Here is a 21,820-nt window from a genome sequence, read left to right on the forward strand (position 1 = left end):
CCGGAAACCGCTGCGGCTTCCGGTTCCGGCAATGAAGACTCCGCCGGCATTCCGGTCGCCCTCGCCGGCAGCGATGTCGACGGCAGCGTCGCCAACTTCGTCATCAAGTCCCTGCCAGCCAACGGCACCCTGCTGCTGAATGGTGTGGCGCTGGCCATCGGCGATAGCGTGCCGGCCAGCGGCAATGGCGCGGCCATCACCTTCGTGCCCAATGCCAACTGGAACGGCACTACGACCTTTCAATACGCCTCGGTGGATAACCAGGGCCTGGAAGATAGCAGCCCGGCCACCGGCACCATCACCGTGGCTTCGGTTAACGATGCCCCGGAAACCGCTGCAACTTCGGGCTCCGGCAACGAAGATTCCGCCGGCACTCCGGTCGCCCTCAGCGGCTCGGACCTCGATGGCACGGTCGATCACTTCATCATCAAATCCCTGCCGGCCAATGGCACCCTGCTGCTGAATGGCGTGGCGCTGGCCATAGGCTCCGAAGTACCAGCCTCCGCCAACGGCGCCAGCATCACCTTCGTCCCCAACGCCAACTGGAATGGCACTACGACCTTCCAGTACGCCTCGGTGGATAACCAAGGCCTGGAAGACAGCAGCCCGGCAACTGGCACCATCACCGTGGTTTCGGCCAACGATGCACCGGTCGCCATGGACAGCAATGCCAGCACCGAGGAAAACACCGTACTGCAGAGTGCAGTCCCCGCTGCCAGCGACACCGACGGCACCATCAGCAGTTACGCGCTGGTCAGCGGCCCCGGTGCTGGCAATGGCACGCTGACCTTCAACGGCAACGGCTCCTACACGTTCAACCCGGGCAGCGACTTCGACCATCTTGCCGCGGGTGAAAGCCGCACCTTGAACTTCACCTACACCGCGACCGACAACGATGGCGCAACCAGCGCTCCGGCAACCATCACCATCACGGTCACGGGGACCAATGACGGTCCGGTGTTCGCTGCCGTGAATCTGACCGCCAACGTCTCGGAGGAAGGTCTGGTCAATGGTTTGCCGGACACCACCGGTTCGCCAACTGATGTCAGCAACGCACTGGTCGCCAGCGGCACCTTCGCAATCAGCGATGTCGACAGCCAGAGCCTTTCAGTGACCCTTACGGCGCCGACGACCAATCTGACGTCGAATGGAATCCCCCTCACCTGGTCGGGCAGTGGCACTTCAATGCTGAGCGCAAGTGCCGGCAGCAATCCAATCATGACCGTCAGCATCACCAGTACGGGGGCCTACCTGGTGACCCTGCTCGGTCAGGTGGATCATTTGCAGGCGAATGCGGAGGATGTGCTCAACTTCTCGGTGGGAGTGACGGCAAGCGATGGCCTGACTTCCATCAGCTCGGCCCTGCAAGTGAGGATCGAAGACGACGCCCCGCTCCTTGCAACCCCGATGCAAGCCATCCTGCTCGACAGTTCGGGAGCGACGGCCATAGGCGATCTCAACCTGTCGACAGGTGCCGACATCAACGGCGCTTCCGTGCAGTTCAGCACGACGACAGGTGTTTCCGTCGACGCCAGCGGCAATATCCTGAGTACGACCTTGAACAAAGACGGAAGCGTGAGCAGCTCGTCAAGTTACATCACCTACCAGGGCAGCAAGCTGCACTACGTGGCGGGAGCCAACTCCTTGACCGCGGTCAGCGCGGACGGCACAGAAGTGTTCAAGATCACTGCCGATCCGGCCAGTGGCCAGTATCAGATCACCAACTTCGTCAGCCTGGACTCGCCCTCTTCGACCTTCACCAGCTTCGACCTCTCCGGCGGCAACTCCGGCTCCTATGATCTGGGCACCGGAAGCCGCTTTTCCCTCCAGGCCACGGCAACCAGCAACGGTGTAGCCGACACGGTGAACACCAGCAACAACAGCTTCGGTGTCGGCTCCAGCCAATCGATCGATACTGGAGACCTGCTCTCCTTCACCTTCATCGACAAGAGCACCAACCAGGCCACCGACCTGACCGCCATCTCGGTGACCACCGACAAGCTCGGCACCGGCGAGAATCTCACCTGGACCGCCTTCGACATCGCCGGCAATGCCGTCGGCAGCGGCACGGTGAACGGCGTGTCGGGCGGCACCACCTCCTTCACCATCGATGACAGTAAGCTCAACAGCGGCGAATACGAGTTCAGCACGATCCGCTTCGGTGCCGGCGCCAGTACCTCCTACAAGCTGCTCATCAGTTCCATCACCGGGCAAACCGAAGCGTACGACCAGCGGATCAGCCTCGGCGTCAAGGCAACCGACGGGGACGGCGACACCACCACCACCCAGTCGCTGCAGATCACCTTCGACTCGGACGACACCATCCAGTCAGGGTCCAACGATTCTGCCCTGGGCGGCGGTAACGGTGCCAACAACCTGCTCGGAGGTGTCGGTGATGACATCCTCACCGGCGGCAAGGGCAGCGATACCCTGACCGGCGGCAGCGGCGCCGACAGCTTCGTCTGGAAGGCCGGCGATGCCGGCTCGGCGGGCAGCCCGGACCAGGATGTCGTGAAGGACTTCAATACCAGCCAGGACGATCGCCTGAACCTGAGCGACCTGCTGCAGGGGGAAACCACCAGCACCATCGACAACTTCCTCAAGCTGATCGTCGACTCGGGCACCGGCAACGCCACCCTCCTGGTGAGCAAGGACGGCCATCTGAACGATGGTGGCAGCGCCGCCAGCCACGCCGACCTGAGCATCACCCTGGAAGGGGCGGCCGCGCAGCTCAGCGGGTCCTCCATCAATTCGCTGATCGCCGGCGCTGACCCGACCATCAAGGTCGACCACAGCTGATGATTACCCTGTCCGCAATCGCTCCGGTGATTGCGGACAGGGGTCGTCTGCCCTCATGCTCGCGACAGTCCTGAAGGGAGGCTCCCCATGCTCTACATCCAGCGCGACGAAGAAGGAAGACTGGTTCGCGTCGAAGCGGCCGGGTTCGATGAAATGACCGGAACCCTGCCCGCCGACGACCAGGAGATCCAGGCCTGGTACGCCAACCTGGCGATGCAGAGCAGCCTGCTGCAGCTCAAGCAGAGCGACCTGGACATGATCCGCGTGCTCGACGACCTGATCACGGTGCTGATGACCAAGGGCGTCATCCGCATCACTGACCTGCCGCCGGCGGCGCAGTCCAAGCTGCTCAGCCGGAACCAGGCGCGCGAGGCCCTGGGCGGTATCTCGCGGCTGATAGTCGAGGAAGAGGACGAAGCAGGCTCCGGGTTGATCTGAATCTCACTCAACCGCATTTTTCTTGTGGGGGCGAATTCATTCGCTATTTAGGCCGCAGGCCTGCCGGGCAAATCCCTGGGGCCCTGGCGCACCGACCAACTGCCCCTGCACGCCCTGGATGCCCATCTCCCGCAGCACGCCCAGTTCACCTTCGGTTTCCACACGCTCGGCGATCAGCGGCAGGTCGATGCTGCGGGCCGCACGCTGCATGGCTTCAGCGAAGCGCGGCCCAAGGTCGGTGTTCGACCTGGGCCACGGATCGTTGGGCTTCGCCGAGTTCAGCCCAACCTACGGGTTGGCTCGGCGTAAGGTGGGCCGGGCGGCGCTCCGCTTCAGCCCACCAATGGACTCAGCGCAGACCGCGCAGGTGGAGGAAGCCGAACAGCAGGACCTGGAACCGCTCCAGCCAGGGGAACGGCCGTGTCTTCAATCTGCCGTTGAACAGCGCCGCTTCACCCACATGGACCAGCAACATCGCCGCCGAAGCCCAGAGCAGGCCACGGTGCAGGGGTTCGCCGAAGGGGTAGGTGAGATTGAGCAGGGCCACCAGCCAGAACATCGCCAAGGCGCCCTTGGCAAACGAGAGGACATGCATCGGGGGGTCTCCAGTCGAGGGATGAGCCCCGCAGTGTGCCGCCCCTACCCGCGGCTGCCTTCCGCACTTTTGGCTGGAAAGCAGCCTCAGGCGCTCGTTTGGAAGGCAGCCGGTGCGCGGATCACCGCAGGGTCAGGGCGATGGGCGCCTCGTCGAAGTCGAAGCAGGCGAGGAAGGTCTTGATGTCCAGCAGGTTGCCATCCACCTTCACGTCGCCCAGCAGGGCACCCTTCAGCAGACCGTTCTCGCCGCTGATGACGGTGTCGAGGTAGGTCTTGTCGAAGGTCAGCTTGAGCGCGGTGCCCTCGGGTATGCCCTTGTGCAGCTGGGCCACGCCGCGACGCACTTCCAGGGCCCATTGTTCATCGATATCGGGGAAGACGAAGCCCAGGGTCAGGTTGACGTCGGCACTCTTTTCCGGATCGATGCGGGTCACCCAGTTCTGCAGGAAGATGCGTGCTGGCAGGTTCTTCAACATGTCCGGGGAAAGGAAGGCGTTGCGCATGCCCTGGGACAGTTGCAGGGCGGCGTCGCCATCGAGCTTGCCCTCCAGCTCCATGGCGCTCATCAGGTACCAGTTGCGCCAGTTGATGTTCATGCTGGCGTAACCCAGGCGGCGGAAGCTGCGCGCCTTGATCTCGCGCGCCAGCGTGTCCCCGTGGTCGATGCGGATGGCATAGCTGGCCAGCTCGGCAGCCCACTGGTAGTCGCCCTTGAGGTAGGCGTCGCCGGCGGCCATCAGCACCTTGTCGCGGCCGCCCATCATGGCCACCAGGCGCTTGGCCTTATCCACCGGCGGCGTCGGATCGAGGTCCACCGGGTCGCCCTGGAACCAGCCCAGGTAGCCCTGGTAGATCTGCCGCACGCTGTGCTTCACCGTGCCGTAGTACTCGCGCAGGTAGGGCGTGTAGCCCGCCAGGTAGGCCGGCAGCTTGACCTTTTCCACCAGTTCGTCCGGGGTCAGGCCCTTGTTCATCCACCGCACGGTCTGGTCGTGGACGTAGGCGATGGCGTCGCGGGTCATGCGCAGCACCTCCTCCACCTTGTCCTTGCCGGACACCGGCTGGCCGTGCAGCGGCACCATGTAGTCGGCCTTGAAGGCACGCAGCTTGTCGAGGCTGTTCACCCAGACCACCGGGTCGCGGAACTTGGTGCCGCGCAGGGTGTGGATGTTCGGCAAGGTCGGGCCCTGGGTCACCTCGGCGCTGATCAGCACCTTGTTGTCCGGCAGGAACAGCACGATCTCGTCCGGCGCCTCGCTGGGCACATGGAGGAACTGCACCGGCAGCCCGGCGATGGTGGTGTCGAGCCTGTCCTTGAAGGTGATGGTGGGCGCGATGAAGGTGGACGAGGCCTCATGGGCCAGCGGGCCGAGGCCGGCATTCATGTCCTTCTTGTCGCTGTCCGGCAGGGCGGCGCCGAAACTGTAGCCCGAGCGCATGCCGAGGATGGGACCGACCAGGGCGCCCTGGGTCACCACGTTCTCCAGCAGGGTGTCCTGGGCGTAGATCTGCACGTCGCCCTGCTTCACCTGCTCTTCGCTGATGAAGCCCTTCACGCCGTTGATGTGGTCGGGGTGGAAGTGGGTATAGACGATGGCCTTGATCGGCTTGTCGCTGATCTTGCGGAACTCCGCCAGCACCTTGCGCGACTGGTCCGCCGACTCGCCGGTGTCGACGATGATCAGCCCTTCCGGCGCCTCGATCATCACACTGTTGGCGAGGTTCCAGCCTACCGCCGAATAGACGTTGTCGGCGATCTTGTAGACCTTCTCGCTGAAGTGCCTGGTGTGCTCGGCCAGTTCGGCATTGATGCTGGGCTCGATTGCCTCTTCCGGCAGGGCGGCGTCGGCGCCCAGGGGCAGTGTGGCGGCCAGCAGCAGGCCGCTGAAACGGGTAGTGATGCGCATGGTTCGCTCGGGGATTGTTGTTATGGGCGCAGACAGGCTGGCAGGGGCCTGTTAATAATTCCAATGCATTCTTTTCCCGATAACGATGCAGATCACGCATGAATGACTTACGCCAGCTCCGCCACTTCGTCGCCCTCGCCGAATACGGTCACTTCGCCCGCGCGGCGGAGGCGGTCAACCTCAGCCAGCCAGCGCTCAGCCGCAGCATCCAGGCCCTGGAAGCCAGCCTGGGCTGCTCCCTGCTCGACCGTGGCCCGCGACAGATCAGCCTGACCGCCCATGGCCGGTTGGTGCTGGAACATGCAAGGCGCCTGCTGGATGGCGGCCGAGCCTTGCGCAGCGCGGTGACCCAGCTGGACAACCTCGACAGCGGCGAGCTCCGCCTGGGCGCCGGGCCCTACCCCGCCGCGCGGCTGGTCCCCCGCGCCCTGGGGCGCTTCGCCAGTAGCCATCCGGGGGTGCAGGTGCAGCTCAGCATCGAGAACTGGCACAGCCTGCGCCAACGCCTGCTGGACGACGCCATCGAGCTGTTCGTCGCCGACGTCCGCGAGTTCGAGGGCGATCCCCAGCTCGACATCATTCCGCTGCGCCGCCACGCCGGCACCCTGTTCTGCCGGCCCGGCCACCCGCTGCTGGAACGCGGCCCACTGGCACTCGCCGACCTGGCCGACTACGCGCTGGCCGGCACCCAGCTACCCGTCGAAGTGGCCAGGGCCATAGGCGAGCTCAGCGGCAGCGCGAAGCCGCTGGGCATCGAGTGCGACAACTTCATGGTGCTCAAAGCGGTGGTGGCCGAGAGCGACGTGATCAGCATGGCGCCCTGGGACGTGGTGGCCGAAGACGTCGCCAGCGGCCGCCTGGCTGTGCTCGATCCCTTGCGCAACACCCGGACCTCATCCGCCTACGGCGTGGTCAGCCGTGCCACGCGCAGCCTGTCTCCGGCTGCGCGGGCGATGCGGGATCTGTTGCTGGAGGAAGACCGGGAATTCCCTGCCGTCTAGCGGCGGTTACCCATCGACCAATCGCTGCGGTTGTTGTGGCGTGGGTTGTAATGCGGGCGAGCTTCATAGCCGGGCTGCACCCGGTAATGTTGCCGGTTGTTGGGCTGGACGTCGTTCCGGCCCCAGGTCCGCAGGCGCGGCGTGTAGTCGTGGCGGCGTTCCTGGTAGTTTTCGTAGCGCTGGTCGTGGAAGCGCCGATCATGGTGGAACTTACGGTCATCGAAGCGCCGGTCGAAACGGTGCTTGTGCATCCGGAAGTCGTTCCGCCGCCCATCGAAACGCCGGTCATGGCGGAAATTGTCATTGCGGAACTTGTCGTGACGGAAGCCATCGTGGCGGCGATGGTCGACGATGTAGTAAGTGGCGTCCGGCCGGTTGTAGTGGTTGTACACCCGATAGTCGTCGTCATCGTAGTAGCGGCGACCGTAGTAGTCGTTGTCGTAGTCGTAAACGGCACAGCCACCGAGGGCCAGGCTAAGCACTGCGAGGAAGAATGATCGGTAGGACATGGCGGCCTCCTTCGACCGCTGGGACGGCGCGGACAAATGTCCGCGACTGGGATTGCTCCCACTGCGTTGGACAACGGGTCCTACCTATCAACGCGCGTTGCCTGTCGGAAAAATCCTTTTCCAGTTGTTGCAGCGTACCAAGTTGACGCTGGACGCCCCACGAACTGGCAACCCACTCCTTCCTGCCTCACCTGCCGATTGCCGAAAAGCCCGTACCAGAGACGTCGGGCCGACGACCGGGCGCAGCTGTCTGCCACCCGCCTGTTCCACACCCCTGCCGATGCCCTGGCCTTCGTCACCAGTCCCAAGCTGCCGGAGACCATGGACAAGGTCGGCAGCTTCAGCATCCGCCACGGGCTGCTGGGCGAAGGCGCCAAGGACGTGGTCACCGGTGACAAGGGCAACGTGAAGCTGCGCTTCGATCCCACCTACGTGCGGATGGCCGCCGAAGGAAAGCTCTGAGCACCGGCACCCGACCGTAGGTTGGCGCAGAGCGCAGCGAAGCCCAACACCGCAATGTTGGGCCTCGTGCCTCGGACCAACCTACGCCGCCCCTCCGAACCGAGTAACCGCCATGCGCCTGATCAACCGCCAACCGGACCGCGCCGGCCGCCTGATCCTGATCCTGCTGCCGTTCGCCCTGCTGCTGTTCGCCTACTTCACCGGCTCGGCGGCGCGCGCCGGCCAGCGGGTGGTGGTGATGGAGGAGGCCTGAGGGGGCTCTCGGGGCAGACCCATCGGTAGGGGCGAATTCATTCGCCAAGGGCGACGCAGCTGCCCCTTTGGAACTCAATGGGCAGGCCTTCGGCCTGCTTGGCGATTGAAATCGCCCCTGCAGGTTCACCTGCCCACCTGCTCGCTCCTCGGGTCCTTAACCGCTAGAGTTCAAACGGCACAGCACGCACAAGGACCCGCAATGCCGCCGCTCAGCCGCGACCAGGCGCAACATCGCGCCGATGATATCCAGGCTTTCTACCGTGAGGTGCAGCGCCTCCAGGAGGAGCAGGCGCTGCTGCTCGCCCCGGAGCAGCACGAACGCATCTGCGAGCACCATCGCCAGCTGCTGGCCGGATACCACAGCACCTACGACATCGACCCGGACGCCCAGGCGCGCCGTCTTTCCCTCGGCATGCGCATCGCCTCCCTGCTGGGCGCCCTGGCGCTGGCCGCCAGCCTGCTGTTCTTCTTCTACCAGTTCTGGGGCCTGTTCCCCGAAGCCGCCCAGGTGGGCATCCTCGCCGGCTTCTCCCTGGGCGGCCTGCTGCTGACCCTGCTGCTGCGCCAGCGCGATCAGTCCGGCTACTTCAGCAAGCTGGTGGCGATACTGGCCTTCGCCTGCTTCGTGCTGAACGTCGTGATGCTTGGGCAGATCTTCAACATCACCCCCAGCGACAACGCCCTGCTGCCTTGGGCCGCCTATGCCCTGCTGCTGGCTTATGCCTGCGAGGTGCGACTGCTGTTGGGCGCCGGCCTGCTCTGCATCCTGGCCCTGTTCGCCACCAGGCTGGCGAGTTGGACCGGGCTTTATTGGCTGGACTGCGCCGAACGCCCGGAACACCTGCTGCCCGCCGGGCTGCTGATCTTCCTGGTGCCGCAGCTCGTCTCCCAGGCGCGCTACAGCGGCTTCGCCGCCCTCTACCGGGTGATGGGCCTGCTCGGCCTCTTCGTGCCCGTACTGGTGCTGGCAAACTGGAGCGCCGGCAGCTACCTGCCCTGGCCGAGCGACCTGGTGGAAGGCTTCTACCAGCTGCTCGGCTTCGCCGGCGCGGCGCTGATCATCTGGCTCGGCAACCGCCGCGACTGGCCGGAGGTGGTGCACACGGGCCTGCTGTTCTTCGTGGTCTTCCTCTACATCAAGCTGTTCGACTGGTGGTGGGAGGTGATGCCCAAGTACCTGTTCTTCCTAGTCCTCGGCCTCACCGCCGTGCTTATCCTGCTGGTGCTCGGCCGCCTGCGGCGGGCTCAGGCACACAAGGGAGGACAGGCCGCATGAAATCCCGCAATGCCTTGCTCGCCGGCCTGGCGCTGATCGGGCTGACCAATGCCATCGCCCTGGCGGGCGTCTGGTACAACCGCAGCGGCGAGGCGGACAGCCGCCTGCTGCTGTCGGGGCGCGAACTCCAGCGCAGCTACGACTGGTCGCAGCATGAGAACAGCGGCCTGGCCCTGCGCCTGGACTGGCGCCTGCCGAGCGACACGGACAGCGACGAGCGCTACCGGTCGCGAATGCTGGATGAAGCCAAGCTGCTCAGCCTGGGCTTCGAGCTGCCCGACACTGAGGGCAAGCACCGCTACCGGGGACACAACCGCGAAGTGCTGGTGGTGCTGGAAATGGACGGCCCTGCGCGCAAGGCCGAGCGGGAGCGCGAACGCCAGCGCCGGGAAAAGGCCCGTGCCGCCCTCGCCGCCGAACCCGGTGACAAGAAGCTTCAGGATGCCGACCGAGCCGCCCGCGAATACCTGGAACAGGAAGAGCGACACAGGAGCCGTCTGTTCGCCGTGGATGTCGGGCTGGACCGCGAGGCCCTGCGCGCCCGCTATCCCGATCGCAGCCGCTATGCCCTGGTGCCCGGCAACCTCCACGCCTGGGTACAGGACAAGCGCCTGACCGGGCAGATCGGCCAACTGCGCATTGCCGAGATCAATGTGCCCCATGCCTGGCGCGAAAACCTGGGCAAAGAGTTGGCGCGTGACTCCCACGGCAAGCGACCGCCCCGCTTTCAAATGGAGGTCAGTTTCGGACGGCGCCTGGAACCCTGGATCAGCGCAGCGCCGGAGTTTCCGGACCCTGTCGATAAAGTGCGGAACAGCGCCGCCGATAGCCTGGCGTCAAGGACCCGTCCGTGACGCCGGCCAGGCTGCACGCTAGCATTGCGCCATCACCATGAGGTCGCGTTTCCCGATGCCGTTACGAGAACACACCAAGCAAAGCCACCGCCTGTTGGTCCTCACGTTGGTACTGCTGCTTGGCTGCGGCTTCCTGGCCACCTCGCTGGTCAGCTACCAGGCATCGCTCAAGTCCATTCGCGCCAGCATCGTCAACACAGAACTGCCGCTGACCTCGGACAATGTCTACTCCGAGATCCAGAAGGACCTGGTGCGGCCCATCCTGATCTCCTCGATGATGAGCCGCGACACCTTCGTCCGCGACTGGGTGTTGAAGGGCGAGAAAGACGTCGACCAGATGACCCGCTACCTGCGCGAGGTGCAGGAGCACTACGGGGCCTTCACCAGCTTCTTCATCTCCGACCGCACCCTCACCTACTACCAGACCAAGGGCGTGCTCAAGCAGGTGCGCCGCGACGAGCCGAGGGACATCTGGTACTTCCGCGTGCGCGACCTGAAGGAGCCATACGAGATCAATGTCGATATCGACCTGGCCAACCAGGATCGACTGACGATCTTCATCAACTACAAGGTGTTCGACTACGACGGCAAGTTCCTCGGTGCCACCGGCGTCGGTCTGACGGTGGACGCGGTCATCAAGCTGATAGACGAGTACCAGCGCCGGTACGAGCGCAGCGTCTACTTCGTCGACAGGGCCGGCCGCATTGTCCTGACGGGCGCGGACGGCGGGCCCATGGGTGCGCGGGCCGGCCAGTCGCTGGCCGAGGTCAAGGGCCTGGAAGCATTGCAGGCCAGGCTGACCCGCCCGCAGACCGGCAAGTTCGAGTACCAGGAAGACGGCCGCGACCATTTCCTCAACGTGCGCTATATCCCCGAGCTGGACTGGTACCTCTTCGTCGACAAGCACGAAAACGGATTGCTCTCGGGTATCCGCAACACCCTTTACCTGAACCTGTTGATCTGCCTGCTGGTGACCGCCGTGGTATTGGTCCTGGTGAGCCGCCTGATGCGCCGCTACCAGTCGAGCATCGCCGCCCTGGCCACCACCGATAGCCTCACTGGCCTGCCCAACCGACGCGGCTTCGAGTTGCTCGCCGGGCAGGCGCTGCAGGAGGCACGCCGCGACCGCCGGCCGCTCGCCGCCCTGCTGCTGGACCTCGACCACTTCAAGCAGCTCAACGACACCTACGGCCACCAGGCCGGCGACCTGGTGCTGCAAGGCTTCGCCCAAGACCTGCGCGATGGCTTGCGCCAGTCGGACATCATCTGCCGCTGGGGTGGGGAGGAATTCATCATCCTGCTCAAGGAAACCAGCAACTCCACGGCCCACCATCTGGCGGAGAAGGTCCGCAATGACGTGGCTGTCCGGCGTTATCCCTACAAGGGCGTGAACCTGCACGTCACCACCAGCATCGGCCTGGCCGAGATGCACCCGGACGACTCCCTGGACAGCCTGATCGGCCGCGCCGACCGCGGCCTCTACCGCGCCAAGCAGTCCGGCCGCGATTGCGTGTGCGTGGAGCCGTCGGGCAATGCCGACGTGCTGTAGTCGCGGATTCATCGACACGCAGGACGCCGGCCGTGAAACCCCCACAAATGCCAGTTCTCAGGCCAGCAAGGCCACCGACTTGATCTGCGCCCAGATCGACTGTCCGGGGTAGAGCCCCAACTGGTCGCGGGAAAAACGCGTGATGCGAGCCAGCATGGCTGTGCCGTCCACGTCGAGGCGGACCAGCACGTGGGCCGGATTGGCCGCTGGCATTTCTTCCACCACCCGCGCCGGCAACAAGTTGAGGATGCTGCTGTCGCGCTGTTTCTCCAGGCTCAGGCTGACGTCCCGCGCCAATACCCGGAAGCGCAGGGTGCGCCCCTCGGCGACTGGTGAATGGGCCACCCGCATGCCGAGGGAGCTCCCCGGCAACGCCAGGGCCAATAGCTGGTAGCGGGCATCGAAGCTCTGCACCCGGCCCTCGATCACCACGCCCGCTTCGTCCTCCTGGGCCGTGGGCAGGTCCAGCCGCGCCAGGGTCTGCTCCAGGGGTCCGCTGGCCAGCACCTTGCCGTCGTCCAGCAGCACCAGGTAGTCGGCCAGGCGCGCCACCTCGTCCGGCGAATGGCTGACGTAGAGCACCGGGATATCAAGCTCGTCGTGCAGGCGCTCCAGGTAAGGCAGGATCTCGCCCTTGCGCTTGAGGTCCAGGGCCGCCAGGGGTTCGTCCATCAACAACAGGCGCGGACTGGCCAGCAAGGCGCGGGCGATGCCCACGCGCTGCCGTTCGCCGCCGGACAGTCCGCCCGGCATGCGTTCCAGCAGGTGACCGATACCGAGCAGTTCCACCGCCTGTTCCAGCTGCACGCGCCTCTCTCGAGCCAGGATGCGCCGCAGGCCGAATTCGAGATTGCGCCGCACCGAGAGATGTTCGAACAGGCTGGCTTCCTGGAACACATATCCCAGCGGACGTTTGTGGGTGGGCAGGAAGTGGCCGCGGGTGCTGTCCTGCCAGACCTCGCCGTTGATTTCCAGGTAACCCTCGGCGGCCCGCTCCAGGCCGGCGATGCAGCGCAACAGGCTGGTCTTGCCGGAACCCGAATGGCCGAACAGGGCACTGACGCCGCGTCCGGGCAATTCGAGGTCGGCTTCCAGGGTGAAGCTCGGGTGGCGCAGGCGGAAACGCGCGCGAATCTGTTGCATGACTCAGGTCCAGCCGGGTTTGAGGCGCCGGCTGGTGTTCAGCGCCAACAGGATGAGGAAGGAGAACAACAGCATGCCGCCGGCCAGCCAGTGGGCCTGGGCGTATTCCATGGATTCTACGTGGTCGAAGATCTGCACCGAGACCACGCGGGTCTTCTCCGGGATGTTGCCGCCGATCATCAGCACCACGCCGAACTCACCCACCGTGTGGGCGAAGCCGAGGATGGAGGCGGTGACGAAGCCCGGCCGCGCCAGCGGCAGCACCACCGAGAAGAAGGTGTCCCAGGGGCCGGCACGCAGGGTGGCGGCCACTTCCAGCGGACGCGCGCCTATGGCGGTGAAGGCGTTCTGCAGTGGCTGCACCACGAAGGGCATGGAGTAGATCACCGAGCCCACCACCAGGCCGGCAAAGGTGAACGGCAGGGTGCCGAGGCCGAGGCCCTGGGTGAACTGGCCGATGAAACCGTGGGGCCCCATGCTCACCAGCAAGTAGAAGCCGATGACGGTGGGTGGCAGTACCAGCGGCAAGGCGACGACCGCTGCCACCGGACCCTTGAGCCGCGAGGAGGTGCGCGCCAGCCACCAGGCGATCGGCGTACCTATCACCAGGAGGAGCAAGGTGGTGAGGGTCGCCAGCTCCAGGGTCAGCCAGATGGCGGCCAGGTCGGTGCGATCGAGGGGAAAGGTCATGGATTGGCCGAATGATCAGGTTTCGCTGTGTGGTGAACTATATAGCGAAGCCCCGCAACCAGCCAGAATCAGGCGCTGTCACCGGCCCTGCCCTGCCCTCTCCGGCGCAATGCGTTGTCCGCTTCCAGCAGCAACTGTTCGAGGTTCTGGCCGGGGTTCGCCTCGGCCAGGCCGATTCGCAGGGTCAGGCCCTGCTGCGCCGCGCGGTTGTGAGCGCCCAGGCTGGCACGCAGGCGCTGCACCAGGGCGTCCGGATCCTCATGGCCGCTGGTCAGCACCAGGAACTCGGCTCCGCCCAGTCGCGCCAGCACGTCGCCCCGCCGGAATTGCGTCCGCAGCAAGCGCGCGGCGGCCAGCGGCAGGCTCTCGCCCTGGCCGCCATTGGTGCTCTCCAGCACCAGGTAAAGCAGCAGGCAGGGGCTGTTGCGCTGCCGCGCGGCCTCCAGTGCCTCGGCGGCCCGGTGCAGGAAGCCGAGGCGGTTGTCGAGGCCGGTGAGCTCGTCGGTCATGGCGAAGCGCTGGATCTCCTGCTCGACCTGCTCGCGCTCGCAGGCTTCGTCGTAGAGCAGGCGGTTGGCGGCCGCCAGTTCCTGGGTGCGGGCGGCCACCCGCTGCTCCAGTTCGTTGTAGAGCTGGACGCTGTCCATGGCTACCGAGGTGGAGTCCGCCAGGGCCTGCAGCAGCCCCACCTCACGCTCGTCGGCGCGGCGCCCGGTCGCCCAATAGGTGCCGATGGCGCCCACCGGAGCGAGGCTGCGGATCGGCACCATGACCAGGCTCTGAACGAAGGTGGGCCGGTAGGCGTCGTGGGGAATGCGCGGGTCGCAGTAGATGTCTTCGATCACTGCGGGTTCGCGGTTGAGCATGGCCCAACCGCTGATGCAGGTTTCCATGGGGAAACGCAGGCCCTTCCAGAGCGGCGAGATGGCGTCTTCGTCCTTGTAGAAGCAGAGGTCGCCGTCACGCAGGACGAAGGTGGCGCCGTCGGCCCCCACCAGTTCCCGTGCGGCGCTGCGCACGATCTCGGCGATGCGGTCGAGGTCGCGGGCCAGGGACAGTTCCTGGATGGCCCTCACCAGGCATTCGAGATTGCGTTCGTAGCTGACAGCGGAACCTTCCATAGCGCCACGCCTCCGGGCCGGGACGAAGTCCGCCCCGGATTCATCTCAGCACATCGGCTCAGTCTTTGCGCGATGGCGAAAGCAGTTCGATCTTGTAGCCATCCGGGTCTTCGACGAAAGCCAGGATGCTCGTGCCATGCTTCATCGGGCCCGGCTCGCGGGTGATCTTGCCGCCGCGCGCGCGGATGTCCTCGCAGGCCTTGTAGACGTCGCCCACTTCCAGGGCGATGTGGCCGTAGCCGCTGCCCAGCTCGTAGTTATCCACACCCCAGTTGTAGGTCAGCTCGATCACGCTGTTGTGGGCTTCGTCGCCGTAGCCGACGAAGGCCAGGGTGAACTGGCCGTCCGGATAATCCTTGCGGCGAAGCAGGGTCATGCCGAGCACTTCGGTATAGAAGGCGATGGATTTGTCCAGGTCGCCGACTCGCAGCATGGTATGCAGCAGTCTCATCGTTGGTTCCTCATCGGTTGCCCGTTATCCCGGACTCTAAACACAAACCCCGGCTCGTGGCCGGGGTTTGTGGGCTCGCACTGACAAGCTTATCAGAACAGCTTGCGGCCCTTGCCGGCGGCGATGCGCATACGCAAGGCGTTGAGCTTGATGAAGCCAGCGGCATCGGCCTGGTTGTAGGCGCCGGCATCGTCCTCGAAGGTGGCGATGTTGGCGTCGAACAGGGAGTCGTCGGACTTGCGGCCGACCACGATGACGTTGCCCTTGTACAGCTTCAGGCGCACAACGCCGTTCACGTTGGCCTGGGAAGCGTCGATCATCTGCTGCAGCATCAGACGCTCCGGGCTCCACCAGTAGCCGGTATAGATCAGGCTGGCGTACTTGGGCATCAGCTCGTCTTTCAGGTGCGCAACTTCGCGGTCCAGGGTGATGGACTCGATGGCGCGGTGGGCCCTGAGCATGATGGTGCCGCCGGGGGTCTCGTAGCAGCCGCGGGATTTCATGCCGACATAGCGGTTCTCGACGATGTCGAGGCGGCCGATGCCGTTGATGCCGCCGACGCGGTTCAGCTCGGTGAGCACCTGAGCCGGAGTCATGTCCTTGCCGTCGATCGCGACGATATCGCCATTGCGGTAGGTCAGCTCGATGTAGGTCGGGGCATCCGGCGCCTTTTCCGGGGAAGTGGTCCACTTCCACATGTCTTCTTCGTGCTCGGTCCAGGTGTCTTCCAGCACGCCGCCCTCATAGGAGATGTGCAGCAGGTTGGCGTCCATGGAGTACGGGGACTTCTTCTTGCCGTGGCGCTCGATCGGAATGCCGTGCTTCTCGGCATAGTCCATCAGCTTCTCGCGGGACAGCAGGTCCCACTCGCGCCAGGGGGCGATGACTTTCACGCCCGGCATCAGCGCGTAGGCGCCCAGCTCGAAACGCACCTGGTCGTTGCCCTTGCCGGTGGCGCCATGGGAGATGGCGTCGGCGCCGGTCTCGTTGGCGATCTCGATCAGGCGCTTGGCGATCAGCGGACGGGCGATGGAGGTACCCAGCAGGTACTCGCCTTCGTAGATGGTGTTGGCGCGGAACATCGGATAGACGAAGTCGCGGACGAACTCTTCGCGCAGGTCGTCGATGTAGATTTCCTTGACGCCCATGGCCTGGGCCTTGGCGCGGGCCGGCTCGACCTCCTCGCCCTGGCCGAGGTCGGCGGTGAAGGTCACCACTTCGCAGTTATAGGTATCTTGCAGCCACTTGAGGATCACCGAGGTGTCCAGGCCACCGGAATAAGCCAGGACAACCTTCTTTACGTCCGCCATGCCATCAACTCCACGGGGGTTGTACGAAAAACCCGTGATTCTACTGACCCTGGCGGCCAAATTACAGTGGCGCGACAGCTTATGACGACGAGGCGACAGATTCTGTCGACCGCGCGACGAACGGCGGGGGTCAGGAGCCTGGCCTGACCGCTTCGCGCTTGGCGGCTGGGGTGGCCGGCTCTGCAGCGGCGGTAGAGGTCCCCGCCGGCGTCTCGGCCGGCGCGGGAGCGGCTGCCGGCGCCTCAACGGGCAGCTCCACCCGCGACAGCAGTACGGTGGTGCGGCGATTCTTCGCCCGGTTGGCCGGGCTGTTGTTCGGCACCAGCGGGTAACGCTCGCCATGGAAACGCATGACCATCTGCGACTCGGGGAAGCCGCGGGCCTTGAAGTAATCGAATACCGCCAGGGCGCGGCGGCGCGACAGGTCGCGGTTGGTCAGGCGGTTGCCGCTGTTGTCGGAATGACCGTCGATCTCGATGTGGTTCACGCTGGGATCGGCCTTGATGAAGTCGAGGATGATCTCCAGCCTTGCCCGTGCCCTCTCGTCCAGCTCGCTGCCACCCGGGAAGCCGACCTGCGCGCGTTTGACCTGGTCGAAGTTCACCGGCAGCAACTTGGCCGTGCAAGCCAGGTAGTCCTGGTAGGCGTGATTGAACTTCACCGGCAGCAGGCGCACCTCCAGGGCATCCCCACCCTGCTGGGTGCGGTGGCGCACCACCGGGCTGCGGCCCTCCAGCAGTCCGGCGAGCAGGCGCCCGGCCTGCTGCTGGGAACTGTTGAAGGGCACCGCGCCACCTGCGACGCTGACCACCCCCAGATTGATATCGCCGCGCCCCGGCTGCCAGGGCGCGGCCGCCGCCAGCAGGGTCGCGGAGCCGGCCCCCATCCAGCGTTCGCGCGCGTTCAGGCGGAAGGTGGCCTGCTCGCCGGCACGGCGCACGAATTCCCCCGAACCGAAATCGGTGATGGGTTGCGACAGGCGGCACTCGAACTTGTCGCCCTCCACCTTCCATTCCACCTTCTCCAGGCGCGTCTGAAAGGTCACGGCCATGGCCGGCAAGCTGGCGAACAAGCTCAGGAGGATGAGGTAGCGCTGGCGCACGGCGGGCTCCACGGGGTTTTACGGTACTCCTGCTGGGTATCGGTGCCGCACGGAAAAACTTGAGCCTCGATTTGCCCCTGAACCGCGCCTGGCACAAGCCCCGCGTGCCCCTGGAGGGCTTTTCCGGTAGCATGTTCGGCCAGTTCTGCCCGCCTGGAAGCCCCCCATGTCCGACCGTTTGACCCTGCTGCGTCCCGACGACTGGCACATCCACCTGCGCGATGGCGCCGTCCTGGCCCATACCGTCGCCGATGCCGCCCGCACCTTTGGCCGCGCCATCATCATGCCCAACCTGGTGCCCCCGGTTCGCAATGCCGAGGAGGCCGATGCCTACCGCCAGCGCATCCTGGCCGCGCGCCCGGCTGGCAGCTGCTTCGAGCCGCTGATGGTGCTCTACCTCACCGACCGCACCAGCCCCGAGGACATCCGCGCGGCCAAGGCTTCCGGTTTCGTCCACGCCGCCAAACTCTACCCGGCCGGCGCCACCACCAACTCGGATTCCGGCGTCACCAGCATCGACAAGATCTTCCCGGCCCTGGAAGCCATGGCCGAAGTGGGCATGCTGCTGTTGGTCCACGGTGAAGTGACCCGTGGCGAGATCGACGTGTTCGATCGCGAGAAGGTGTTCATCGACGAACACCTGCGCCGTGTGGTCGAGCGCTTCCCGACCCTGAAGGTGGTCTTCGAGCACATCACCACCGGCGACGCCGTGCAGTTCGTGCAGTCGGCCCCAGCCAACGTGGCAGCCACCATCACCGCCCATCACCTGCTGTACAACCGCAACCACATGCTGGTGGGCGGCATCCGCCCGCACTTCTATTGCCTGCCGATCCTCAAGCGCAATACGCACCAGGAAGCCCTGCTGGACGCCGCCACCGACGGCAGCGCCAAGTTCTTCCTCGGCACCGATTCGGCGCCCCACGCCAAGCACGCCAAGGAAGCCGCCTGCGGTTGCGCCGGCTGCTACACGGCCTTTGCTGCCATCGAGCTCTACGCCGAGGCCTTCGAGCAGCGCAACGCGCTGGACAAACTGGAAGCCTTCGCCAGCTTCAACGGCCCGGACTTCTACGGCCTGCCGCGCAATACCGACCGCATCACCCTGGTGCGCGAGGAATGGACCGCCCCCGCAACCCTGCCGCTGGGCGAGCAGACCGTGGTACCGCTGCGTGCCGGCGAGAAGCTGCGCTGGCGCCTGCTGGAGGAGCAAGCGTGAGCGAAGACTTCTACGACGACGAACTGGAAGGCAGCCTGCCGTCCGGCCCGCGCCACCCGATGGCGGCTCGCTTCCGTGGCTACTTGCCGGTGGTGGTGGACGTGGAAACCGGCGGCTTCAACGCCGCCACCGACGCCCTGCTGGAAATCGCCGCGACCACCATCGCCATGGACGAGCAGGGTTTCCTCTATCCGGACCACACCCACTTCTTCCGGGTCGAGCCGTTCGAAGGCGCCAACATCGAACAGGCCGCGCTGGAGTTCACCGGGATCAAGCTGGACCACCCGCTGCGCATGGCGGTGAGCGAGGAGCACGCGCTGACGGAAATCTTCCGCGGCCTGCGCAAGTCGATCAAGGCCAATGGCTGCAAGCGCGCCATCCTGGTCGGCCACAACAGCAGTTTCGACCTCGGCTTCCTGAATGCCGCGGTCAACCGCACCGGCCTCAAGCGCAACCCCTTCCACCCCTTCTCCAGCTTCGATACCGCGACCCTGGCCGGCCTCGCCTACGGCCAGACCGTGCTGGCCAAGGCCTGCCAGGCCGCCGGCATCGAGTTCGACGGCCGCGAGGCGCATTCGGCGCGCTACGACACCGAAAAGACCGCCGAACTGTTCTGCGGCATCGTCAACCGCTGGAAGGAAATGGGCGGCTGGATCGACGACGAGGACTGACTCGATCGCGTCCTCCTGTAGGAGCCAGCTTGCTGGCGAACATTCGCGAGCAAGCTCGCTCCCACGAAGAGCCCAGACATGAAAAAGCCCGGCAGATGCCGGGCTTTTTCTTTGCCTGGTAACGCTTACAGAGAAGAAGCGTTCTCGGACAGGTACCGGGCAACGCCTTCCGGCGAAGCGGTCATACCCTTGTCGCCTTTCTTCCAGTTGGCCGGGCACACTTCGCCGTGCTCTTCGGTGAACTGCAGGGCGTCAACCAGGCGCAGCAGCTCGTCCATGTTGCGGCCCAGCGGCAGGTCGTTGACGATCTGGGAGCGCACAACGCCGTTCTTGTCGATCAGGAAGGCGCCACGGTAGGCCACGCCGTCTTCGGACTCGACGTCGTAGGCCTTGGCGATTTCGTGCTTCATGTCAGCAGCCAGGGTGTACTTGACCGGGCCGATGCCGCCCTTGTCTACCGGGGTGTTGCGCCAGGCGTTGTGGGTGAAGTGGGAGTCGATCGACACGCCGATCACTTCCACGCCGCGGGCCTGGAATTCGGGGATGCGGCGGTCCAGGGCGATCAGCTCGGACGGGCAAACGAAGGTGAAGTCCAGCGGGTAGAAGAACACCAGACCGTATTTGCCTTTGATGGCCGAGGACAGAGTGAAGCTGTCGACGATTTCGCCATTGCCCAGAACGGCGGCAACGGTGAAGTCCGGAGCCTGCTTGCCTACGAGTACGCTCATTCCATGTCTCCTGTTGTCATGGGTAAATCAATTGGAGTCCGGGGCCACAGCATGGCCGGCCATTGTGGCGGCGCCATGACGCCCGCTTCCGCAAGGGCCGACCATCATACACTCGGCCCAACGACTGCGCACTTCGCTTTCGACTCGCAGGTCAGCCCCGGCGAATGACCATCGGACACCGCGGGAAGGCCTCTGGTCCGGGCCTTTCAACCATATCTTTGACAATCATTCTCATTACTATTAGTATCCCTTCCATCCAATCACTGCCCCGAGCTTTGAGTCGCCATGTACGTCTGTCTCTGTCTAGGTGTCACTGACGGTCAAATTCGCGAAGCCATCTATGAAGGCTGCTGCAGCTATCGCGAAGTACGCAACACCCTCGAAGTGGGCACCCAGTGCGGCAAGTGCGCCTGCCTGGCCAAACAGGTCGTCAAGGAGACCCTGGCCGAGGTACAGAGCAGCCAGGCCGCCCTCGCCTACCCAGCGGCATATGCCGTGGCCTGACCGCCCCGCACGACATAAAAGAACCGGACCTCAGTGTCCGGTTTTTTTGTGCCTATTTTTCAGATGTTTAGGCTTCAAATGTAGAAGTTAAACATTCTTATTTATATTCAAATTTACTTGCAATTCAATAACTTAGATTTGACACAACAACTTATGGAGATCAAAATTCATTAATCATCCATTCTTCACATGGCAGGACTCCATATGAAAGGCGACAAGAAAGTCATTCAGCATCTCAACAAGATCCTCGGCAACGAACTTGTTGCGATCAACCAGTACTTCCTGCACGCCCGCATGTATGAAGACTGGGGCCTGAAGAAGCTGGGCGACCACGAGTACCACGAGTCCATCGACGAGATGAAGCATGCGGACACGCTGATCAAGCGCATCCTCTTCCTCGAAGGCCTCCCCAACCTGCAGGACCTTGGCAAGCTGATGATCGGCGAGAACACCAAGGAAATGCTGTCCAGCGACCTGAAGCTGGAGCAGCAAGCCGTACCAGACCTCAAGGCCGCCATCGCCTACTGCGAAAGCGTCGGCGACTATGGCAGCCGGGAGCTGCTGGAAGATATCCTCGAATCCGAGGAAGAGCACATCGACTGGCTGGAAACCCAGCTGGGCCTGATCGAGAAAGTCGGCCTGGAAAACTACCTGCAATCGCAGATGGACGAATAACCCGTCTCAAACTAAAAGCCCCGCAAATGCGGGGCTTTTCATTTATGGCTGCAGGAAATTACAACTTGCCAAGTAAGACCAGTTCAAATTAGCTAATAGCACTACCGATATATATGAATAACCAGATGCCATAAAAAAGCCCCGCACTTGGCGGGGCTCTTTCATTCAAGGATCGATCAGGCGCTGGCCTTGCTCACGGCATCCTTGACCAGGGTCTGCAGCTCACCCTTCTCGAACATCTCGGTCATGATGTCGCTGCCGCCAACCAGTTCGCCAGCTACCCAGAGCTGCGGGAAGGTCGGCCAGTTGGCGTACTTCGGCAGGTTGGCGCGGATTTCCGGGTTCTGCAGGATGTCGACGTAGGCGAATTTCTCGCCGCAGGCCATCAGCACCTGCGAGGCGCGGGCCGAGAAGCCGCACTGCGGAGCGTTCGGCGAGCCTTTCATGTACAGCAGGACAGTGTTGTTGGCGATCTGCTCTTTGATGGTTTCGATGATATCCATTGCGCACCTCGGCTGAACTTTCCGACTGGCGAGTCGGCGGGATGGCCGCATTGTAGCGGAAA

The 21,820-nt window shown here is 64.3% G+C and carries 21 protein-coding genes and 3 pseudogenes; 12 read left to right on the top strand and 12 right to left on the bottom strand.

Translation table 11 applies throughout. From position 1 onward, the window contains the following. Together E8F12_RS03580 and E8F12_RS03585 are read left to right on the top strand one after the other, a co-directional pair. On the top strand, positions 1-2,799 hold a 2,799-nt coding region (locus tag E8F12_RS03580; protein ID WP_280323929.1), incomplete at its 5' end, for a tandem-95 repeat protein. An 87-nt stretch (positions 2,800-2,886) separates the two neighbouring features. Continuing rightward, complete coding sequence (locus tag E8F12_RS03585; protein WP_280323930.1) at positions 2,887-3,237, top strand: tryptophan synthase subunit beta; 351 nt, start codon at positions 2,887-2,889, stop codon at positions 3,235-3,237. A gap of 36 nt (positions 3,238-3,273) precedes the next feature. On the opposite strand, the pseudogene E8F12_RS03590 reads toward E8F12_RS03585, so the two are convergent. The 3 genes and pseudogenes from E8F12_RS03590 to E8F12_RS03600 all read right to left on the bottom strand — a co-directional run. After that, a pseudogene (locus E8F12_RS03590) lies at positions 3,274-3,459 on the bottom strand (EAL domain-containing protein); the annotation flags it as partial. A gap of 127 nt (positions 3,460-3,586) precedes the next feature. Then, a complete protein-coding gene (locus tag E8F12_RS03595; protein WP_280323931.1) occupies positions 3,587-3,832 on the bottom strand; it encodes a DUF1145 domain-containing protein in 246 nt (81 codons plus the stop codon). Between the two features lie 121 nt (positions 3,833-3,953). Next, entirely contained in the window at positions 3,954-5,741 is a 1,788-nt protein-coding gene (locus tag E8F12_RS03600; protein WP_280323932.1) for an alkyl sulfatase dimerization domain-containing protein, read from the bottom strand. A gap of 98 nt (positions 5,742-5,839) precedes the next feature. Between E8F12_RS03600 and E8F12_RS03605 the strand changes: the two genes are divergently transcribed. Beyond that, positions 5,840-6,742: a LysR family transcriptional regulator gene (locus E8F12_RS03605; RefSeq protein ID WP_280323933.1), complete on the top strand. Its 903-nt coding sequence runs from the start codon at positions 5,840-5,842 to the stop codon at positions 6,740-6,742. Here E8F12_RS03605 and E8F12_RS03610 read toward each other — a convergent pair. Then, positions 6,739-7,251, bottom strand: coding sequence for a hypothetical protein (locus tag E8F12_RS03610; RefSeq protein WP_280323934.1), 513 nt, complete (start codon positions 7,249-7,251; stop codon positions 6,739-6,741). The two genes, E8F12_RS03605 and E8F12_RS03610, sit on opposite strands and share 4 nt — an antisense overlap. Positions 7,252-7,488: 237 nt before the next feature. On the opposite strand from E8F12_RS03610, the pseudogene E8F12_RS03615 reads away from it, so the two are divergent. From E8F12_RS03615 to E8F12_RS03635, 5 genes and pseudogenes are all read left to right on the top strand, one after another. Then, positions 7,489-7,713 (top strand): annotated as a pseudogene (locus E8F12_RS03615) (lipid kinase); the annotation flags it as partial. A 112-nt stretch (positions 7,714-7,825) separates the two neighbouring features. After that, positions 7,826-7,930 (top strand): annotated as a pseudogene (locus E8F12_RS03620) (ABC transporter permease); the annotation flags it as partial. A 237-nt stretch (positions 7,931-8,167) separates the two neighbouring features. Beyond that, a complete protein-coding gene (locus E8F12_RS03625; protein WP_280323935.1) occupies positions 8,168-9,244 on the top strand; it encodes a DUF2157 domain-containing protein in 1,077 nt (358 codons plus the stop codon). Next, entirely contained in the window at positions 9,241-10,098 is an 858-nt protein-coding gene (locus tag E8F12_RS03630; RefSeq protein ID WP_280323936.1) for a DUF4824 family protein, read from the top strand. Before E8F12_RS03625 ends, E8F12_RS03630 begins: the two co-directional genes overlap by 4 nt. 55 nt (positions 10,099-10,153) lie before the next feature. After that, positions 10,154-11,647, top strand: coding sequence for a sensor domain-containing diguanylate cyclase (locus tag E8F12_RS03635; RefSeq protein WP_280323937.1), 1,494 nt, complete (start codon positions 10,154-10,156; stop codon positions 11,645-11,647). Between the two features lie 57 nt (positions 11,648-11,704). Here the strand turns inward: E8F12_RS03635 and modC are convergent, their stop codons facing one another. The 6 genes from modC to E8F12_RS03665 all read right to left on the bottom strand — a co-directional run bounded on the left by modC (position 11,705) and on the right by E8F12_RS03665 (position 17,464). After that, positions 11,705-12,790: a molybdenum ABC transporter ATP-binding protein gene (gene modC / locus E8F12_RS03640; RefSeq protein ID WP_280323938.1), complete on the bottom strand. Its 1,086-nt coding sequence runs from the start codon at positions 12,788-12,790 to the stop codon at positions 11,705-11,707. Between the two features lie 3 nt (positions 12,791-12,793). After that, positions 12,794-13,480: a molybdate ABC transporter permease subunit gene (modB, locus tag E8F12_RS03645; protein WP_280323939.1), complete on the bottom strand. Its 687-nt coding sequence runs from the start codon at positions 13,478-13,480 to the stop codon at positions 12,794-12,796. Positions 13,481-13,548: 68 nt separating this feature from the next. Continuing rightward, positions 13,549-14,601, bottom strand: coding sequence for a diguanylate cyclase (locus tag E8F12_RS03650; RefSeq protein WP_280323940.1), 1,053 nt, complete (start codon positions 14,599-14,601; stop codon positions 13,549-13,551). Positions 14,602-14,659: 58 nt separating this feature from the next. Next, positions 14,660-15,052 carry a lactoylglutathione lyase gene (gene gloA, locus E8F12_RS03655; RefSeq protein ID WP_280323942.1) on the bottom strand — a complete coding sequence of 131 codons (393 nt, stop codon included), beginning with the start codon at positions 15,050-15,052 and terminating at the stop codon, positions 14,660-14,662. Positions 15,053-15,144: 92 nt separating this feature from the next. After that, positions 15,145-16,362 carry an argininosuccinate synthase gene (locus E8F12_RS03660; protein ID WP_280323943.1) on the bottom strand — a complete coding sequence of 406 codons (1,218 nt, stop codon included), beginning with the start codon at positions 16,360-16,362 and terminating at the stop codon, positions 15,145-15,147. Between the two features lie 130 nt (positions 16,363-16,492). Next, a complete protein-coding gene (locus E8F12_RS03665) occupies positions 16,493-17,464 on the bottom strand; it encodes an OmpA family protein (protein ID WP_280323944.1) in 972 nt (323 codons plus the stop codon). A gap of 166 nt (positions 17,465-17,630) precedes the next feature. Here E8F12_RS03665 and pyrC point away from each other — a divergent pair, with 166 nt between their 5' ends. Together pyrC and rnt are read left to right on the top strand one after the other, a co-directional pair. After that, positions 17,631-18,677, top strand: a complete 1,047-nt coding sequence (pyrC, locus tag E8F12_RS03670; protein WP_280323945.1) for a dihydroorotase — start codon at positions 17,631-17,633, stop codon at positions 18,675-18,677. Continuing rightward, positions 18,674-19,348, top strand: coding sequence for a ribonuclease T (gene rnt / locus E8F12_RS03675; RefSeq protein WP_280287764.1), 675 nt, complete (start codon positions 18,674-18,676; stop codon positions 19,346-19,348). The genes pyrC and rnt overlap by 4 nt, the downstream gene beginning before the upstream one ends. Positions 19,349-19,473: 125 nt before the next feature. Here the strand turns inward: rnt and E8F12_RS03680 are convergent, their stop codons facing one another. Beyond that, positions 19,474-20,076, bottom strand: coding sequence for a peroxiredoxin C (locus E8F12_RS03680; protein WP_280323946.1), 603 nt, complete (start codon positions 20,074-20,076; stop codon positions 19,474-19,476). A gap of 285 nt (positions 20,077-20,361) precedes the next feature. Between E8F12_RS03680 and E8F12_RS03685 the strand changes: the two genes are divergently transcribed. Both E8F12_RS03685 and bfr read left to right on the top strand, forming a co-directional pair. After that, positions 20,362-20,580, top strand: a complete 219-nt coding sequence (locus E8F12_RS03685) for a bacterioferritin-associated ferredoxin (RefSeq protein WP_280287762.1) — start codon at positions 20,362-20,364, stop codon at positions 20,578-20,580. A gap of 204 nt (positions 20,581-20,784) precedes the next feature. After that, positions 20,785-21,255 carry a bacterioferritin gene (gene bfr / locus E8F12_RS03690; protein WP_280323947.1) on the top strand — a complete coding sequence of 157 codons (471 nt, stop codon included), beginning with the start codon at positions 20,785-20,787 and terminating at the stop codon, positions 21,253-21,255. Positions 21,256-21,431: 176 nt separating this feature from the next. On the opposite strand, the gene grxD is transcribed toward bfr, so the two are convergent. After that, on the bottom strand, positions 21,432-21,758 hold the full coding sequence (grxD, locus tag E8F12_RS03695) for a Grx4 family monothiol glutaredoxin (protein WP_280287760.1): 327 nt from the start codon (positions 21,756-21,758) through the stop codon (positions 21,432-21,434). Between the last annotated feature and the right edge of the window lie 62 nt (positions 21,759-21,820).

The organism is Pseudomonas sp. BN102, from assembly GCF_029871245.1.
Classification (GTDB): domain Bacteria; phylum Pseudomonadota; class Gammaproteobacteria; order Pseudomonadales; family Pseudomonadaceae; genus Metapseudomonas.

What these genes read in the sequence shown, in the direction of transcription:
- E8F12_RS03585 (WP_280323930.1), top strand. Translation starts at nt 2,887, where the DNA reads ATGCTCTACATCCAGCGCGACGAAGAAGGAAGACTGGTTCGCGTCGAA.
- E8F12_RS03595 (WP_280323931.1), bottom strand. Translation starts at nt 3,832, where the DNA reads ATGCATGTCCTCTCGTTTGCCAAGGGCGCCTTGGCGATGTTCTGGCTG.
- E8F12_RS03600 (WP_280323932.1), bottom strand. Translation starts at nt 5,741, where the DNA reads ATGCGCATCACTACCCGTTTCAGCGGCCTGCTGCTGGCCGCCACACTG.
- E8F12_RS03605 (WP_280323933.1), top strand. Translation starts at nt 5,840, where the DNA reads ATGAATGACTTACGCCAGCTCCGCCACTTCGTCGCCCTCGCCGAATAC.
- E8F12_RS03610 (WP_280323934.1), bottom strand. Translation starts at nt 7,251, where the DNA reads ATGTCCTACCGATCATTCTTCCTCGCAGTGCTTAGCCTGGCCCTCGGT.
- E8F12_RS03625 (WP_280323935.1), top strand. Translation starts at nt 8,168, where the DNA reads ATGCCGCCGCTCAGCCGCGACCAGGCGCAACATCGCGCCGATGATATC.
- E8F12_RS03630 (WP_280323936.1), top strand. Translation starts at nt 9,241, where the DNA reads ATGAAATCCCGCAATGCCTTGCTCGCCGGCCTGGCGCTGATCGGGCTG.
- E8F12_RS03635 (WP_280323937.1), top strand. Translation starts at nt 10,154, where the DNA reads ATGCCGTTACGAGAACACACCAAGCAAAGCCACCGCCTGTTGGTCCTC.
- modC (WP_280323938.1), bottom strand. Translation starts at nt 12,790, where the DNA reads ATGCAACAGATTCGCGCGCGTTTCCGCCTGCGCCACCCGAGCTTCACC.
- modB (WP_280323939.1), bottom strand. Translation starts at nt 13,480, where the DNA reads ATGACCTTTCCCCTCGATCGCACCGACCTGGCCGCCATCTGGCTGACC.
- E8F12_RS03650 (WP_280323940.1), bottom strand. Translation starts at nt 14,601, where the DNA reads ATGGAAGGTTCCGCTGTCAGCTACGAACGCAATCTCGAATGCCTGGTG.
- gloA (WP_280323942.1), bottom strand. Translation starts at nt 15,052, where the DNA reads ATGAGACTGCTGCATACCATGCTGCGAGTCGGCGACCTGGACAAATCC.
- E8F12_RS03660 (WP_280323943.1), bottom strand. Translation starts at nt 16,362, where the DNA reads ATGGCGGACGTAAAGAAGGTTGTCCTGGCTTATTCCGGTGGCCTGGAC.
- pyrC (WP_280323945.1), top strand. Translation starts at nt 17,631, where the DNA reads ATGTCCGACCGTTTGACCCTGCTGCGTCCCGACGACTGGCACATCCAC.
- E8F12_RS03680 (WP_280323946.1), bottom strand. Translation starts at nt 20,076, where the DNA reads ATGAGCGTACTCGTAGGCAAGCAGGCTCCGGACTTCACCGTTGCCGCC.
- E8F12_RS03685 (WP_280287762.1), top strand. Translation starts at nt 20,362, where the DNA reads ATGTACGTCTGTCTCTGTCTAGGTGTCACTGACGGTCAAATTCGCGAA.
- bfr (WP_280323947.1), top strand. Translation starts at nt 20,785, where the DNA reads ATGAAAGGCGACAAGAAAGTCATTCAGCATCTCAACAAGATCCTCGGC.
- grxD (WP_280287760.1), bottom strand. Translation starts at nt 21,758, where the DNA reads ATGGATATCATCGAAACCATCAAAGAGCAGATCGCCAACAACACTGTC.